Origin of the sequence: Klebsiella sp. RCJ4 (assembly GCF_009025755.1) — a bacterium.
In the GTDB taxonomy this organism is placed as follows: domain Bacteria; phylum Pseudomonadota; class Gammaproteobacteria; order Enterobacterales; family Enterobacteriaceae; genus Klebsiella; species Klebsiella michiganensis.
Window position 1 is genome coordinate 49,361 of record NZ_WCIN01000012.1, and the last position, 16,171, is coordinate 65,531.

18 protein-coding genes and 2 pseudogenes are annotated in these 16,171 nt (G+C 53.8%); 14 read left to right on the forward strand and 6 right to left on the reverse strand.

Annotated elements, in window-relative coordinates; genetic code table 11:
- The first annotated feature begins 43 nt into the window (after positions 1-43).
- The 11 genes and pseudogenes from F8562_RS04225 to F8562_RS04275 all read left to right on the forward strand — a co-directional run bounded on the left by F8562_RS04225 (position 44) and on the right by F8562_RS04275 (position 6,220).
- Positions 44-907 (forward strand): GTPase family protein, encoded by an 864-nt coding sequence (locus F8562_RS04225; protein ID WP_054626376.1) that lies wholly within the window; start codon positions 44-46, stop codon positions 905-907.
- Between the two features lie 93 nt (positions 908-1,000).
- On the forward strand, positions 1,001-1,828 hold the full coding sequence (locus F8562_RS04230; protein WP_054626377.1) for a DUF932 domain-containing protein: 828 nt from the start codon (positions 1,001-1,003) through the stop codon (positions 1,826-1,828).
- Positions 1,829-2,054: 226 nt separating this feature from the next.
- Complete coding sequence (locus F8562_RS04235; protein ID WP_054626378.1) at positions 2,055-2,750, forward strand: hypothetical protein; 696 nt, start codon at positions 2,055-2,057, stop codon at positions 2,748-2,750.
- A gap of 37 nt (positions 2,751-2,787) precedes the next feature.
- Positions 2,788-2,961: pseudogene (locus F8562_RS04240) on the forward strand (DUF4339 domain-containing protein); the annotation flags it as partial.
- A 62-nt stretch (positions 2,962-3,023) separates the two neighbouring features.
- Positions 3,024-3,932: an Ivy family c-type lysozyme inhibitor gene (locus F8562_RS04245; RefSeq protein WP_094909261.1), complete on the forward strand. Its 909-nt coding sequence runs from the start codon at positions 3,024-3,026 to the stop codon at positions 3,930-3,932.
- Between the two features lie 99 nt (positions 3,933-4,031).
- The gene (locus F8562_RS04250) at positions 4,032-4,271 is read left to right on the forward strand and encodes a DUF905 domain-containing protein (protein ID WP_054626379.1); all 240 of its coding nucleotides are present in this window, start codon (positions 4,032-4,034) and stop codon (positions 4,269-4,271) included.
- Between the two features lie 83 nt (positions 4,272-4,354).
- Positions 4,355-4,813: an antirestriction protein gene (locus F8562_RS04255; RefSeq protein WP_049606139.1), complete on the forward strand. Its 459-nt coding sequence runs from the start codon at positions 4,355-4,357 to the stop codon at positions 4,811-4,813.
- Positions 4,814-4,828: 15 nt separating this feature from the next.
- Positions 4,829-5,305 (forward strand): JAB domain-containing protein, encoded by a 477-nt coding sequence (locus F8562_RS04260; RefSeq protein WP_054626380.1) that lies wholly within the window; start codon positions 4,829-4,831, stop codon positions 5,303-5,305.
- A gap of 8 nt (positions 5,306-5,313) precedes the next feature.
- Positions 5,314-5,535 carry a DUF987 domain-containing protein gene (locus F8562_RS04265; protein WP_054626381.1) on the forward strand — a complete coding sequence of 74 codons (222 nt, stop codon included), beginning with the start codon at positions 5,314-5,316 and terminating at the stop codon, positions 5,533-5,535.
- A gap of 17 nt (positions 5,536-5,552) precedes the next feature.
- Complete coding sequence (locus tag F8562_RS04270; RefSeq protein ID WP_054626382.1) at positions 5,553-5,870, forward strand: type IV toxin-antitoxin system YeeU family antitoxin; 318 nt, start codon at positions 5,553-5,555, stop codon at positions 5,868-5,870.
- 20 nt (positions 5,871-5,890) lie between these two features.
- Entirely contained in the window at positions 5,891-6,220 is a 330-nt protein-coding gene (locus F8562_RS04275) for a TA system toxin CbtA family protein (RefSeq protein ID WP_054626383.1), read from the forward strand.
- Positions 6,221-6,733: 513 nt separating this feature from the next.
- Here the strand turns inward: F8562_RS04275 and F8562_RS04280 are convergent.
- The 6 genes and pseudogenes from F8562_RS04280 to F8562_RS04300 all read right to left on the reverse strand — a co-directional run bounded on the left by F8562_RS04280 (position 6,734) and on the right by F8562_RS04300 (position 13,150).
- Complete coding sequence (locus F8562_RS04280; protein ID WP_042934403.1) at positions 6,734-7,213, reverse strand: hypothetical protein; 480 nt, start codon at positions 7,211-7,213, stop codon at positions 6,734-6,736.
- Between the two features lie 100 nt (positions 7,214-7,313).
- Positions 7,314-8,888, reverse strand: a complete 1,575-nt coding sequence (gene tssA, locus F8562_RS04285; RefSeq protein ID WP_014839255.1) for a type VI secretion system protein TssA — start codon at positions 8,886-8,888, stop codon at positions 7,314-7,316.
- 117 nt (positions 8,889-9,005) lie between these two features.
- Positions 9,006-9,092: pseudogene (locus F8562_RS29210) on the reverse strand (type VI secretion system contractile sheath small subunit); the annotation flags it as partial.
- An 836-nt stretch (positions 9,093-9,928) separates the two neighbouring features.
- Positions 9,929-11,542: a hypothetical protein gene (locus F8562_RS04290; RefSeq protein ID WP_042934146.1), complete on the reverse strand. Its 1,614-nt coding sequence runs from the start codon at positions 11,540-11,542 to the stop codon at positions 9,929-9,931.
- Entirely contained in the window at positions 11,539-11,943 is a 405-nt protein-coding gene (locus F8562_RS04295) for a hypothetical protein (protein WP_014839258.1), read from the reverse strand. Before F8562_RS04295 ends, F8562_RS04290 begins: the two co-directional genes overlap by 4 nt.
- A gap of 295 nt (positions 11,944-12,238) precedes the next feature.
- Positions 12,239-13,150 (reverse strand): LysR family transcriptional regulator, encoded by a 912-nt coding sequence (locus tag F8562_RS04300; RefSeq protein ID WP_004135102.1) that lies wholly within the window; start codon positions 13,148-13,150, stop codon positions 12,239-12,241.
- Positions 13,151-13,266: 116 nt separating this feature from the next.
- Here F8562_RS04300 and speB point away from each other — a divergent pair, with 116 nt between their 5' ends.
- Genes speB through F8562_RS04315 form a run of 3 tightly spaced genes read left to right on the forward strand, consistent with a single transcriptional unit; the run spans position 13,267 to position 16,165 of the window.
- The gene (speB, locus tag F8562_RS04305; protein ID WP_014839259.1) at positions 13,267-14,217 is read left to right on the forward strand and encodes an agmatinase; all 951 of its coding nucleotides are present in this window, start codon (positions 13,267-13,269) and stop codon (positions 14,215-14,217) included.
- 10 nt (positions 14,218-14,227) lie between these two features.
- The gene (locus F8562_RS04310) at positions 14,228-15,076 is read left to right on the forward strand and encodes a sugar phosphate isomerase/epimerase family protein (RefSeq protein WP_014839260.1); all 849 of its coding nucleotides are present in this window, start codon (positions 14,228-14,230) and stop codon (positions 15,074-15,076) included.
- A gap of 12 nt (positions 15,077-15,088) precedes the next feature.
- Positions 15,089-16,165 (forward strand): isopenicillin N synthase family dioxygenase, encoded by a 1,077-nt coding sequence (locus tag F8562_RS04315; RefSeq protein WP_009652534.1) that lies wholly within the window; start codon positions 15,089-15,091, stop codon positions 16,163-16,165.
- The last annotated feature ends 6 nt before the right edge of the window (positions 16,166-16,171 follow it).

A 16,171-nucleotide genomic window follows, 5' to 3' on the forward strand; every position in this document is an offset into this window, starting at 1 on the left:
ATAAGGATTCGCCGTTTTTGTTTTCTTTGTTTCAGGAGATATCATGAATAATCTGGGAGGGTTGCAGTCCTTGCAGGGCTCACTTAAGGGCTTACCAGAATGGGCCTCAGAACGGGTCATGCAGCAAATTCGTCAGCTCACAAACTACGAGCCAGTTATCGGCATTATGGGGAAAACAGGGGCGGGAAAATCGTCGCTGTGCAATGCCCTGTTTGCCGGTGAAGTGTCGCCGGTCAGCGATGTGGCGGCCTGTACACGTGAACCTCTGCGCTTTCGTCTGCAAGTCGGTGAGCGCTATATGACGCTGGTGGACCTTCCCGGCGTGGGGGAAAGTGGTGCACGCGATACTGAGTATGCTGCGCTGTACCGCGAACAGCTACCCCGGCTCGACCTAGTACTGTGGCTGATTAAGGCTGATGATCGGGCTCTGGCGGTGGATGAGCATTTTTACCGGCAAGTGATTGGTGAGGCATACCGGCATAAGGTGCTGTTTGTTATCAGCCAGTCAGACAAAGCTGAACCCACCAGCGGAGGAGAACGATTATCCACAGAGCAGAAGCAAAACATCAGCCGCAAAATCTGCCTGTTGCATGAGCTGTTCCAGCCCGTGCATCCGGTGTGTGCTGTGTCGGTCCGTCTACAGTGGGGACTACGGGTGATGGCAGAGCGCATGATCCGTTGCCTGCCGCGTGAGGCCAGCAGCCCGGTGGTGTCGCAACTGCAGCATCCCTTTCGCACAACGGTAGTCCGGGAGCAGGCCCGTGACGATTTCGGTGAAACCGTAGGTGCAGTACTTGATACCATCAGTGCTTTGCCCCTTATTCCCGCCCCGATGCGGGCCGTCATTCAGGCCGTGCGCGGCACAGTGGTGTCGGTTGCCCGTGCCGTCTGGAATTTCTTCTTCTGAATATTGCTTCTTAATCCGTCGTTTCCTGAGCCCTGCCGCCATTTGAGCGGCAGGGCTTTTTTGTCTTTATTTTCCATCATGAGGAGTCTGCTTATGACCCGTCTGGCTTCGCGCTTTGGCGCAGCAAACCTTATTCGTCGTGATCGTCCGTTAACCCGTGAAGAGCTGTTTCGTGTGGTGCCCAGCGTGTTCAGCGAGGATAAACACGAATCCCGCAGTGAACGTTATACCTATATTCCGACCATCTCCCTGCTGGACAGCCTGCAGCGCGAAGGCTTTCAGCCATTCTTTGCCTGTCAGACCCGGGTACGTGACCCTGGTCGTCGGGAGCATACAAAGCATATGTTGCGTTTGCGTCGGGAGGGACAGATTACCGGTAAACAGGTCCCGGAAATCATTCTGCTCAACTCGCATGACGGCACAAGTTCGTATCAGATGCTGCCGGGATTATTCCGTGCAGTGTGCCAGAACGGGCTCGTCTGCGGTGAGTCTTTTGGTGAGGTGCGGGTGCCGCACAAAGGAGATGTGGTGAGTCAGGTGATTGAAGGGGCGTATGAAGTGCTGGGGATTTTTGACCGTGTGGAAGAAAAGCGAGATGCCATGCAGTCGCTGATGCTGCCGCCACCTGCTCAGCAGGCTCTGGCACAGGCCGCGCTGACGTACCGCTTTGGTGAGGACCACCAGCCGGTTGCCCCGTCACAAATACTTTCCCCACGCCGCTGGCAGGATGAGAGTAATGACCTGTGGACCACCTACCAGCGTATTCAGGAGAACCTGATAAAAGGCGGGCTTAGCGGACGTAGTGTAAAAGGCGTGCGAACGCATACCCGTGCCGTGCGCGGCATTGACGGAGATGTGAAGCTTAACCGGGCACTGTGGGTGATGGCGGAAGCCATGCTCAGTGGTTTCCGGCCTGCGTGAGTTCACATTTTACCTCTGGCATGGTTATTAAAATGTGAATAAATGACACACCCTGTCATTTCGGGTGCACAGAACTTGCCGGTTAAATCATCAGAAATCCGCGCAGGTCTGATAATCACGGGCTTCATGCGCTTCCCAAATTAATTCCCGTCGTGGACATATCCTGTCAACCCTCTCCTTTAGAATCTTATTTCTTTCAGTCAGTTAACCATGCGGAGGAGCCTCCATGCCACTGACAGAGCGCCGCTACGACAGGCTGGCGGTCAGGCTGTCGCTGATTATCAGCCGTCTTGTGGCGGGTGAAACGTTAGAGATGCAAAAACTGGCGACCGAGTTTGATGTGTCGGTCCGTACCCTGTACCGGGATTTTCGCGAACGACTGATGTACCTGGACCTCGAATGTCATCAGGGATGCTATCGCCTGCGGACCGGTGCAGGTCCGCAGGGTGAACTGGATGTGCTGACTTTTGCATACCGGGCCGGGCTGGCCGATATCTTTCCGGGGCTGGACCGGCGTCTGGCGGGCGCACTGCTGGCATCGGATGGAACCCCTTGCCTGGTGTGGCAGTCACCACAGCCGATAACGACCACCAGCCCGCTGGTATTTTATCGACTGGTCAGCGCCATCACCGGCAGCCAGCGTGTATTGCTGCTCGCGGACGGTGAACGTTGTGACGGACTGGCCCCGTACCGTCTGATATTTCTCGACGGCTGCTGGTACCTCACCGGTGAACTTAACGGGCATATAACCGTGCATCCTCTGGCGACCATCCATGCAGTGACAATCCTGAACACCACTTTTACCCCTCGAAAACGACTCAGCCTGTTAACCACTCAGGCAGGCTTTATCCGGGCACTTCCTCACTTCAGCTGTATCCGTGAAGTTTTGTCACAGGCTGCCGATAACGGGGGATCGGGATGAGCTTTGGTTTAATGACCTCTGTTAACAAGGAAAAACAATGACATGGCATTACGAGATAAATGGCGTACGTCACGACAATGTGACCGAAGACGACATCACCGGCCTGATTGTTCACGGTGAACTGACTGCCGCCACTCTGGTTTGGCGACAGGGAATGACGGAGTGGCAACCGATCTCCGCCACCCCACTAGCTTCGGTGCTACTTCAGAGCGCCATACGCGAGCATACGCCCACAGCCCCTGACGCATCAGGGGCTTTATAAGGAGTCTTATAATGAAAAGAAAATCTTTCTCTGCAAATGTGAAATGGAGTTGGTTGGCATTGTCTGTGGCACTGATGGCCCCGACTGTAGTCCAGGCAACCGCCAAAACGGCGGTAGAAGCCAAGAACTGTCAGTCAGAAAACAATACATGCCCATATCCTTTCGACCTGTACAAAACCGACCCAGCGTACAAAAAGTCGTTTGATGAGACCATGAATCAGAATGGTTTACCGGCGATGCTCGACGAGATGAATGGTCCAGCGGGTCCGATGGAACCAGTAAAAATTGACGGTAAAGTCTACCTGAAAGGTTTTATGTGTGAAGACGGTAACTGTGGTAACCACAATCTGACATTCTTGTACCAGCCTGACCTCCATAACTTCGTGGGCTTCTACAGCAACGGTAAAGATGGGCAATGGGTTAACACCCCAAGTGATGGTGAGCTGAAAGTAATACGTGCATTAGTCAATGGGACTGCGGAACCAACACACACGCCAACCGCCACTACCACGTCCAATGATGCACCACCAGCGAATACCATCTGGGAATTTACCGGGGGTAACGGTGACACTCTGTGGAACATGTGCGGCGGTAAACATAACAGTTGTGTGATTGTTGGTAATACCAAACACGTGGCCGCCGTGTTAAATCACAAATCTGCAAGTGGGTGTTCATTAGGTGATTTTTACATCATTGACAGGGATGACCGTTCCTGGCAACAGCGAGATACTGGAACCTGTAGTCCAAATGCTTGGGTGCGCAAAGGCTCCATTAAAGGTGGTCAATATCTGTCTGTTGACATCGGCGTCGGTGATGAAACTGTTATCCAGTACCCTATCGGTTACTGGTCAGACATGAAAGAGTTTTCCGGCCCGAACCGACCATCCTGGGAAAAAGCAAAACAAGCTGCTAAGCAGTAGTGTTATCGTTACGACACGAAACATACCCTATTTTTCCTTCCTCTCTTTCAGTCCCCTGTCGCTTTTGCGACAGGGGATTTTGCTTTTAAGGTACACCGAATGTCTGAACCTAAATGGTTACCACCGGGACCTTTCATCCGACAGCAGGCCGAAGCGATTACCCGCCGATATCACAACATCGCCATTGAAGACGACCAGGACAGTCACTTCCGTCTGGTGGTTCGCGACCCCGAAGGCCGGATGGTCTGGCGGGCGTGGAACTTTGAACCGGATGCCGGTACGGCCCTCAACCGGTATATCGGGCAGGATGGCATTTGCAGAGCATTATCCACCGACTGACTGCAGTCATTTTTCAGACCCTGATTACCCCACCTCATACGCCAGCCATCGCCGCTGGCGTTTTTTATTGACGGAGAAACCCTATGACAACACAGACACAGCACGAGTTTGTTCCCGCTAACGAACCGCAGTTCACCCTCAGTGCCACGCTGGTACCCGACGAACAGCGTATCAACTTCTGGCCACAGCACTTCAGCTCCATTCCGCAGTGGATAACGCTGGAGCCACGAATTTTTGTCTGGATGGACCGCTTCTGTGACAAGTACAGCGGCGGTATCTGGTCGTTTTACACACTCAGCAATGGCGGGGCGTTTATGGCACCCGATGCTGAGGATGACGATAAATGGCATCTGTTCAACAGCATGAATGGCAATGGTGCTGAAATGAGCGCGGAAGCCGCAGGCATTGCTGTCTGCCTGATCGAATACAGCCATCACGCCTGTCGCACCGAATGCGATGCCATGACGGAGCACTATTATCGCCTGCGGGACTATGCCCTCCAACATCCTGAAGCCCACGCCATTCTGCGTATCATCGACTGACCGGAGGAACAACAAATGAAACAGCTTTCCTTTTTACCCGGCGAGATAACGCCACAGGACCGGCGTCTCATCCAGCGTGCTCTCAGGGTTCTAGACAGGCATTTGCATGAGCCCGGGGTGGCCTTCACCTCCACACATGCTGTCCGTGAATGGCTGCGACTGCATATGGCCGCACTTGAGCGGGAAGAGTTCCGGGTGTTGTATCTGGACAACCAGAATCAGCTTATTGCCCATGAGACGCTCTTTAGCGGCACGATTAACCGCACCGAGGTGCATCCCCGGGAGGTGGTCAAGCGCGCCCTGTATTTCAACGCGGCGGCGGTAATACTGGCGCATAACCATCCTTCCGGCGAGACGACGCCCAGCCAGGCTGACAAAGCCCTCACGCAGCGGCTGATTCAGGTACTTCAGATGGTGGATATCCGTGTCCCCGACCATCTGATTGTCGGTGGCAGGCAAATCTATTCGTTCGCAGAACACGGTCTGCTGTGAGGTATTAAATGAAAATTATCAGTAAACGCCGGGCAATGACGATATACCGCCAGCATCCTGAGTCCCGAATCTTTCGCTACTGCACCGGCAAATACCAGTGGCATGGCAGCGTCTGCCATTACACCGGCAGGGAAATTCCGGATATTCCCGGTGTGCTGGCGGTATACGCCGAACGCCGCCAGGACCGCAACGGACCGTATGCCTGCCTGATGAGTATCACCCTGAACTGACAATAAAGAGGTTATCAATGAGCAAAATCACATGGGGTCTGCAGCGAAATATCACGCCACACCTGGGAGCCCGTCTGGTGCAGGAGGGGAACCGGCTGCATTATCTGGCTGATCGGGCCAGTATCACCGGTAAGATCAGTGACGCCGAATGTCTTAAGCTGGATGTGGCATTTCCGCATTTTATCAGTCAGATGGAATTGATGCTGACCACCGGTGAAATGAACCCTTGCCATGCCCACTGCGTCATCCTGTATCACAACGGTTTCACCTGCGAAGCCGATACCCTTGGCAGTTGCGGCTACGTATACGTCGCCGTTTATCCCACTCAGCGCTAACAAATTTCACGAGAGCAAACATGAAAACTTTACCTGCAACAACTCCGCAGGCGGCGAAGCTATGTCTGCCGCCCGTGGCCGTCTGGCAAATGTTACTGACACGCCTGCTGGAAACGCACTATGGCCTGACACTGAACGACACGCCATTCAGTGATGAAACTGTTATTAAGGAACATATTGATGCCGGGATCACCCTGGCCGATGCAGTCAACTTTCTGGTGGAAAAATACGAACTGGTTCGTATCGACAGGAATGGATTTTCGTGGCAAGAACAAACCCCGTATATTTCCGTAGTGGATATTCTGCGAGCAAGGCGCTCTACCGGCTTGCTAAAAAATAACGTGAAATAAACGCTTAAATACAGAGCAGACTAAAGGAAAGCAAAATGCTAATCTCACCAACGAAGAGGCTCCTGCTATAACCTCCCCTCCCCTGCCAAAAAAACCTGACATTTTCTTTTAGGACCAACAATGGGACCAAATTGAAAATTGAATTGAAAGTTAAGTATTATAAAACAACTGGTTACACAACCAATTCAGACTCCGCCAGCCCACCAAAATTCTCCATCGGTGATTACCAGAGTCATCCGATGAAGTCCTGAAAGCCCGCACGGCGCAAGCCCTGCGGGCTTTTTTGTGTCTGTATCGGTCTGGCGGGAATGACTGAGGACCGCAGCCTTGTGGTGCCTTTTTGGGCTCCAGGAGAAAAGAGCCAAAAAACGCGGGTCCTAAAATGGCAAAACTCATTAAGAAGCTCATTGCAGCTAAAAGCACAAGCATGAAGCCTTCAGAGCAGGCATCCTGAATATCTGTAATGGGTCAGGCAACGGTTGCCTGCACAATATGAGAAACCGCCGCGACTATTCAGGCAAGGCAATCAACGGCATGGAAAAAGAGCTCTTCCGTCATGATGACATTCTCTTTTTCGCTCTGATGTTCGCGGCGGATAAACCAGCCCGTTTCCGGCGCCATGCTCAGGTAAAACAGCTGAGTGATTCCGGGAGCATTAACCCGCATTGTCATACAGCCCGTTTCCGCACCTCGACAGAGCTGTTCAGGTACGATGCTGACGTGACGATCGCCGTTCTGGAGCCGGATTGTGGTGATGTCATAACGGCATATACCGCTGTTCAGGCTATAGCCGATCGTGCTCAGATCATGAATATGCTTTGTTGATAGAATGACCTCAATGCCGGAACCCGCAAACCACTGGCTGATTTGCTGCACCAGCGCATCCATCCGGCGGCGGAATGCCTGAATTTCCGCCTCAGCGGTTTTATTGCCGGGCGGTGTGCTATCGGAGTTCTGCTGCACTTTCTTAAAAAAACGTTCTCTGGCCGACACGTTATCGCCCCCGTTAACTTTTAATACGTTGTGAGATATGCGCTGAGCGGCATTCTCTTTTTTCATCGCCGCTCCCGCCACCTTATTTTTCGTAAACAGATTAAGCGCACAGCACTGCGGCACGGGCGGGATCGATGGCAATCAGCTCGGCAAGCAGGCGGTCCATAGCAGACTGCAGGCGGTTTTTGTCGGTTTCACTGCGCCCGGCCTTCATGCGTAGCAGCCTGAGGTGGCGGGCTTTGACTTCGAACAGCAGACCTGTCTCCCATTGTGCCAGCGGAATTCCGGCAGCATCCGTGCCCAGTTCCGCCAGCAGGTGTTGCGCCAGCTCATTTTTGCCGGTCTGCTCGGCGATACGCGCCATCAGCAGGCGCAGCAGCCAGCGGCTGCGCACGCTGGTGATACCCGGGCGGTTCTGCAGCCAGGCCAGCGCCGCCTCCGGGCCGTCGCTGTCGGCAACCGCGAGGGCCTCCGGCTCCAGCAGCAGAATATCGTCATCGCCGGATGCGGTAGCGGCGCTGGCGGCAGTATCATCCCGCCAGCCTGCGGCGTTCTCCAGCACCTGCTGTTGTATCCAGTTCAGCGTGACCTCATCGGCAAACGGCGTGCCGTCGTTAAATGCCAGTCCTTCCAGCCCCGTCAGCCGGGTCAGCAGCCCTTTCAGGTCATTCTGAATAATAGCGGCTTCCGCTTCCCGCCCAGCCTTCAGCAGAGCCTGGTGGATATACCACTGCAGGTCCAGCCACAGATGATTCGCCCCACGAGAAAACATCCCGTCAGCCTGTTCCAGCAGTTCCGTCCAGCTCTGCTGGAGATACAACCGCTTCAGCAATGCCCGCTGGTCCGGCTTCGGCGGTTCAATACGGGTTCTGCCTTCTGCTGATAGCGGCGGCAGCTGATATAGCGTGTCGTGGCGGATGCTTTTCATCAGATGGTGAGCGGCCAGCCAGCCCTCCGGCTGGTCACCGAGATATTTCGCCAGGATACGCGCCTGGGTCAGCAGTTCCTGGCCAGAGGTGATAGGGCTCAGCGCCGGCGTATAGTTGTTTGTCTGAGAGGGCGAAACATCGCTGACGTTCTGCGGCACGACGGCATCCGGCCCGCCCGATTTCAACAGACGGGTCTCGAGGACGCCGCACAGCGCATCGGGGACAGTCCCCTCCTGCGCCTGCTCCATCAGCAATAATGCGCCGCTGATACGCAAGGCATCAGTACTGCCGGCCTCGGGGTACAGCGACAGGCTGTCAAGCATCCGCTGTCCGGCGAGCCAGTCAAATGCGGCCCTTCGGCTGCGCTCCCGCAGCGGGTGCAGCTGTTCGCCAAAACCCTGCATCAGCCCGGCCAGCAGTTCCAGTCCGTCCGCAAGACCGCTTTCGCCATCCCGGTGCAGCCGCGCCCACGCGTAATATGAGGCAACGCGAATATCTTTGGTCACGGTGGTGAGCAGTTTTTCGGCCAACCTACAAATCAGATCGCTATCCGCACCGGTGATCTTGTTCACCTCTTCGCGCATCAGCTGGAAATCATCATCGTAGCCGGGATCGTCCCCCGCGGGTTTATCGGCTGACAGCGGCTGCAGCCAGTTGTTCCACAACAGCAGACGTTGTTGCGTTTGTACCGCCAGCGCATCAGCAGCGGCCTGACAGACTGAAATCAGAGTATAAACATTGGCCATCAGTACATCTCCTCTCCGGTCAGCGCGGGGCCGGCTGCCAGCGCCGTTCGGGCCACGGAATCAGCCACCTGCGCGTCCAGCATATTCCCGGTGAATCCATTAAATAACGCACGCCGTTTATTGCGGGGCCAGCGCGCTGATTTCGTCGCGTAATTCCTGCGTCAGCGCCGGGTCTTTCAGGATTTTTTCGAACTCTTTTCTGAAAATGCGTGCCCTGGGCACCTCATTCTGGAACGTATCAGCCATAGCGGTCCCTTCCCGTGAGGAATAATGTGTTAAAGATAACGGCGTGTGATGACCAGGATATAGTAGAGCAAAGCGCCAAAAAATATCAACCTGCCGGCCCCAAAGTCCATTATAAGACTTTCCTCAGACATCTTAAGGCAAATGTAAAAATAAAACGCATCAGACAAACAAAGCCGGTATGTAATAACAACCTTTTGCTTACAATAAAGGCTAAGTGTATACCTGGCAGAGGAATATGAATTAAATTCATATCTGAATAGACAGAGTTGATTGATGCAAATCAATGTGCAAAGGAAATAAAGATCACTCCTGACACTGAAAAGATCGCGAATAGCAGAGTGTGAAATAAATTATTTTTTATGGTTTACAGGCTGTAAGCCGCCCAGCTCTGGGTATTAATATGGTCATAATTAATGACTGGTAAGATTAATATAAAATTCACAAATAATATCCGGCAGATATCAAGTCGGGATTCATTGGGAAAGGGACAGGATCGCAGTTCCGTCTTCATACTCGTTGAGAATGGTAATATGCTGCTTTTCACACCTCGCCCCGTATGACGAAGCGGCGCATTACGCCGGGGGAGGCCTCGGGCGTCACCGCCTTTGAGTCAAACCTCATGCAGCTGGATTGACTGCTGCCGAAAGCGATCGGTTGAAAGCGCGATGGGCAGCATTCTGCCCGCCAGGCGATAGTTGCAGTCAGATGTCCGTCCCGGACATCTGACTGCCCCCCTGGTATGCGGGCGATGGCTTTGCGGATACGCAAGTCGGCGGGGAGCCGCTATCGATCGCTCAGGGAATGAGTTCGAAGGTAATGGAGATTAAGGTATCCGGGTTCAGGTCCGCTGGCGTGGTGCTATACAGCGAGCCGGCCTGTCCATATAGCGTGACCGTTCCGCCTTTTAATCCGGATGATATTACTTTGGCCATTAGCGGATCGATTTGCTTATCGTAAACCATCTTTGAATTCATCGTATTGAGTATCGGCGTACCATCAAGCTTCTTCTCAAGGATATTCATAGACAAAGTCTCATTCGACTTGTACGGCTCCTTTCCTTTTTTATCAACTACAAAATATACGCCATTAGGCAAAATCTCATATTTTTTATTTTTGATTTTTACCATAATTCTTTTTTCAATATCGACGTACTTAGACGATAGTTGTTCGTTAAGCATGTTAACGATACTTTCTATTTCATTTTCTTTAATTTTTAGTTTTTTATTATAAGCGTCGTTAAACCCGGAAACCAACGCTGAAGGCGCCAGCTTGACATTATTGTCGGCCATTTTATTCACATCGGATAGCGCCTGGGTAAGGTAGAAAACGCCGAGCGCATAGGCATTTTTATGACTTTTATCCGCAAGGCTTAAATCACTTTGCTTGATGGCCAGGCTATCGAGCGTAGACTGTAATTTTTTATTTTTATCGTTTAAAGCAGCGACTGAAACATCATATTCTTTCTGCGCGGTTGCGGCGGCGGCGGCCAGCTCGGCGTTCTTTTTGGTCAGCGCATCAAGCGCGGTTTTCTGCTGACTTTCTCTCTCCGCGCGCTGCTTGTTCAGCATGGCGATCTGCGCCGACAGCGCGCGGGTGGTCTCATCCTGCTTTTTCTGTGCAGATTCGGCAGCGGCGCGCAGTTCCAGATTCTTTCCCGTCAGCGTATCGATCGTCGATTTCTGCAGGTTCTCACTCTGCTCCTTCTGCGTTTTCAGCGCGGCAATCTGCACCGATAGCGTGCGGGAGGTCTCATCCAGTTTTTTCTGCGCCGCTTCGACAGCGGCGGCCAGCTCGGCGTTCTTTTTGCTCAGCGCATCAAGCGCGGTGGTCTGCCCGCTTTCGTTCTGTGCACGCTGTGCCGTCAATGCGGCAATCTGCGCCGTCAGCGAGCGGGTGGTCTCATCCAGTTTTTTCTGCGCCGCTTCGACAGCGGCGGCCAGCTCGGCGTTCTTTTTGCTCAGCGCGCTCACGGCGGCAGTTTCGCCGCTCTCTTTCTGTACACGCTGTTCACCCTGAGCCTTCAGCGCGGCGATCTGCGCCGACAGTTCGCGCGTCGTTTCAGCGCGCTTTTTCTCCGCCGCTTTGGCGGCAGCGCTCAGCTCCGCATTCTGTTGCCGCAGAGCGTTAATCGTACTCTCTGTTTTATTCTGATGACTTTTTTTTCTGACGACGTCCTGCTTCTGAGGCGTTTTTTTATCAGGGCTATCGTTATTTTGCTTAGACGAGACCGACTCCCCGCTGGCGGCGCCTGAGGCCGGCGGATTGTTTATTTCGAGTTTCGATATATTATCAAGGAAGTCTCCCGGCTCAGCACGAGCAGGAAACACAACAATAAGGGTAAAAAGAGCAAATACAATCGCAGGACCTCGTAGATTGCATATATTCAGTTTCCCCTTATCGTCCATCATCTGGCCAGCCCATCCTTGAGTTCAGATTTTCTTGCCCGGCTTTCAAACTCTTTAATTAATTTCTGCGAAATGCTATTACACTTATCGTTTATCTTGTATTCAAAAAGCGGTGTAATCGTTGATTTTACGCTGGCGGAGGTTTGGTCTGAAACAGAAGCATAAAACTTAGCATCATTGATTAAACCATACAGCTCGTTTGAATCCTGCTGAAATTTTTTATCGAGCTTAACTAAAGCGTCGGCATCCTGGATACACTGCTGTAAAGCAGGAACCTGCGCGGGCTGTTCATTTTGAATGACATCTTTTTTTATGAGTGCGCTCTGCGGTTTTTTACCATTAGTACACCCCTGTAATAAACCTACAGAAATGCACACCAATGCCAATAAGCTATTTCTTATCATCTTCCCATCCATTAGAAAAAAATACGTCAAAAATATATTTGTCGATTGCAGCAGAAAAAATTTTAACAAACAACGTCAGGCGTTGGATTTAACATTAATTCAGAAAAAACACACAAAAAGGTCATTTTTTAACCAGATAAGGAATGGGAATTATCCAGGTGCAGGACGATATTTTTATCTAAGTTTTTTCTCACCACCATATGATTAATGGCACATTACCTTATATATGCCTGATATTGAGCGGTCTTTTTACAATTCTAATCAGGCATAAGCTCTTACTCATTCAATGCGAATCTCATTCGCTCCACTTCGGTCTGGCCACCGTATTCTTCTTGAGTAGATTGCGAAACTCCTTCAGATAGGGTTCGTTGCTGCGCCCGCGCTTGCATATCGCCGAGAAGGGAGATTGAAAGCCAAACTCATTGGGCAGCAGTACGCGCAGGCGATTCTCCTTAATCCACGGCCAGGCGTAGTGCTCGGGAAGGTAGCCGATGTATTTCCCGGAGAGGATGAGCAGCAGCTGCGCATCGACGGTTTCAACGGTCGCGCTGCCCTTGCTGAACCCGCGCCGCCGCAGATCGCTGGTATTCCAGTAGCTGCGCGTCACCAGCGGACACTGGCTGATCAGCTCTTTATCGAGCTGTCGACTGAAGAACATGGGATGCAGGTCGCTGCAGTAGAGCCAGTGCTGCTCGCGATAGAGCGGTTCGCTGATGATGTTATGCACCCGCGAGTTGTAGCTGCCGATGGCGAGATCGATATGGTTATTCAATACGCCGTTAAGCTGTTCCGCCGGGGTACGGATAATCAGCTTGATATGCACATTAGGAAACTTATCGCTAAAGCTGCGCAGCACGACCGGCAGCGACAGCGCGGTTTCCGTCTCGATGGAATCGAGCGTTGAGATACAAATCGTGCCGCTATGCTCGCCTTTCAGCAGCGCCGACTGGCGCTCCAGTTCATTCAGTTCGCTCAGCACGCGGATCGCCTGCTGTAAAAAATGCTGCCCTTTTTCGGTCAACGCAAAGCCGCCGCGCCCGCGCTGACACAGGCTAAAGCCAAGCTGGCCTTCCAGCTGCGACATCGCATTGCTGATCGCGGAAACGGAAATCCCCAGCTCCTGCTGGGCCCGGCCATAGCTCTCAAGACGGGCCACCGCCTCAAAAACCTGGAGCTGTCGAATGTTAAGCGTCGCGTCGTTAAGCATGGCGTCTTAGTTCACTAATAAATGAACTAAGTATTTGCGGCAGACGATTTAAAGTCCAGCACATCTTTCGCACTATCCCTGCTGTTGAGTTTTGTTTGTCAGATTCAGGAGCTGAAATGGATAACGTCTTTCATCAACCGCAGGGTGGCAACGAGATGCCGCGTTTTGGTGGCCGCGCCACGATGATGCGCCTGCCATTTATCGAAAATTTACAGGGACTTGATGCAGCGTTTGTCGGCATCCCGCTGGATATCGGAACCTCACAGCGTTCCGGAACGCGCTACGGACCGCGCTATATTCGTACCGAATCGGTAATGATTCGCCCGTACAACATGGCCACCGGCGCCGCGCCTTTTGATTCACTGTCGGTGGCAGATATTGGTGATGTACCGATCAATACCTACAACCTGCTCAAATCGGTGCAGATTATCGAGGATTACTACACCGGTTTAAATAGTTTTCCGCTTATCCCCCTGACGCTGGGGGGCGATCACACCATTACCCTGCCGATCCTGCGCGCGCTGACCAAAAAGCACGGTCCGGTTGGGCTGATTCACGTCGATGCCCACACCGATACCAACGATGAGATGTTCGGCGAAAAGATTGCCCACGGCACCACCTTCCGCCGCGCCGTCGAAGAGGGGCTGCTGGATCTTAAACGCGTCGTCCAGATTGGCCAGCGCGCGCAGGGCTACGCCGCCGGTGACTTCCAGTGGGGCGTCGATCGCGGTTTTCGTCTGGTTCAGGCCGAGCAGTGCTGGCACAAATCTTTGACCCCGCTAATGGCCGAAGTGCGCCAGCAAATGGGGGCTGGCCCGGTTTATCTCAGCTTCGATATTGATAGCCTCGACCCGATCTGGGCCCCCGGCACCGGAACCCCGGAAGTGGGCGGACTGACGTCGATTCAGGCGCTGGAAATCGTGCGCGGCTGCCGCGGCCTGAACCTGATTGGCTGCGACCTGGTCGAGGTCTCGCCCCCCTATGACGTCAGCGGCAACACGTCCCAGCTGGCCGCCAACCTGCTGTATGAAATGCTCTGCGTTCTCCCGGGCGTGAAATATCCATAGAGGAAAAACCATGCAGCTTAACGTCTTTCGCACGCTGTGGGGCGTAACCACTCCGTGGCAGCAAACGGTCAGCGAACTCCGGAGCGTCGGCTGCTGCGGCATTGAAGCGCGGGTTCCGCTGACGCCAGAAGAGCAGCGGGCGCTGGCCCAACGCATCGAAGCGTCCGCGCTTGAGTATATCGCCATTGTGTTCAGCGGCGGCGGCGTTATTCCGGCCCAGGCCGAGACGCCCGCGCAGCATCTGGAGCGCTTAAAAGAACGTTTTGCGGCGGCAAAAGCGCTTAATCCGCGCTTCGTCAATCTGCTGGCCGGTAACGACCGCTGGCCGCTGGCGCAGCAGGTGGATTTTCTCGGCAAAGCGCATGAGCTCGCCGCCGAATATGAGCTGTTCTGCAGCTTTGAAACCCATCGCGCCACATCGCTGTATAGCCCGTGGCTGACGCTGGAGATAATTCAACAGCTGCCGCAGCTGCGCTTTACCGCCGATATCAGCCACTGGATCGTGGTAAGCGAACGCCTGCTGGATGACCCCTGCGATGACTTCAGCGCCTTTATCGAACGGGTCCACCATATTCAGGCCCGCGCCGGGTACGACCAGGGGCCGCAGGTGCCGCACCCCGCCGCGCCGGAATATCGGGCGGCCCTGCGGTTTCAGCAGCGCTTCTGGGAACAGATCTGGCAATCGCAGCGCCGGCGCGGCTACCAGCACACCACGCTTACGCCGGAATTTGGCCCCGATGGCTACCTGCATCACCTGCCGTTTACCAACGTTCCGGTCGCCGACCTGTGGTCGCTGAACGCCTGGATGGCCCAGCGTGAACAGCAGCATTTTGTTGAATTCACCTCGCAAACTGAATAAGGAACGGAAGAAATGACCGCTGCAAAAAGTTCGTTTACTGAATTACCGACCATCGATATCAGCGACCTGGCCTGCGACGATCTCGTCCGACGCCAGGCGGTGGCCGACGCCATCGGCCAGGCGGCCCGCGAAGTCGGCTTTTTCTACGTTACCGGCCACGGCATCGCGCCTGAACTGATTGCCGGGATCCGCGCGGCGGCCAAAGAGATTTTCGCCCTGCCGATGGAGCGCAAGATGGCGTACTACATCGGACAGTCGAAAAGCCATAAGGGCTACGTTCCCGAAGGGGAAGAGATTTACGGCTCCGGCAAGCCGGATCACAAAGAGGCGTTTGATATCGGCTTTCAGGCCGCCGACGACCATCCGTTCGTCGTGGCGAAAACGCCGCTGATTGGCGCCAACGAGTGGCCGGACGTGCCGGAATTTCAATCCCGCGTGCTGGCCTACTATGACGCAGTCTTCGCCCTTGGGCATCGCCTGTTTGACGCCTTCGCTCTCGCCCTTGGCCTGCCGGAGGGCTATTTCAGGTCGATGGTTACCTGCCCGCCGTCAAAGCTGCGGCTGATCCACTACCCCTTTGACGCCAGCGCCGAAGATGTTCCCGGTATTGGTGCACACACCGACTATGAATGCTTCACCCTGCTGCTCGCCGACCAGCCGGGTCTTGAAGTGCTGAATGAAGATAGCGACTGGATCGACGCCCCGCCGCTGAAGAACGCGACCGGAGAAGAGGCTTTCGTGATTAATATCGGCGACATGCTGGAAGTCCTGAGCGCTGGCACATTTGTTGCAACCGCACACCGCGTACGCAAGGTGCCGCAGGAACGCTACTCCTTCCCGCTGTTTTTCGCCTGCGACTACCACACGCTGATTCGCCCGCTGCCGGGCTTCCTTGAGGCAGGCGAAGCCAGCGAGTATCAAGAACTGAGCATTGGTGAGCATATGTGGAGCCAGGCGTTACAGACCTATCGCTACCTGCGCGAGAAAGTCACCCGAGGCGAGCTCCAGCTCCCCGAACGCGCCCGCGGCACTAACACCTTTGGCCATCTGAAAAAACAAGCACAGCAAAAAACCGTAAATAACCCGTGAGGATAA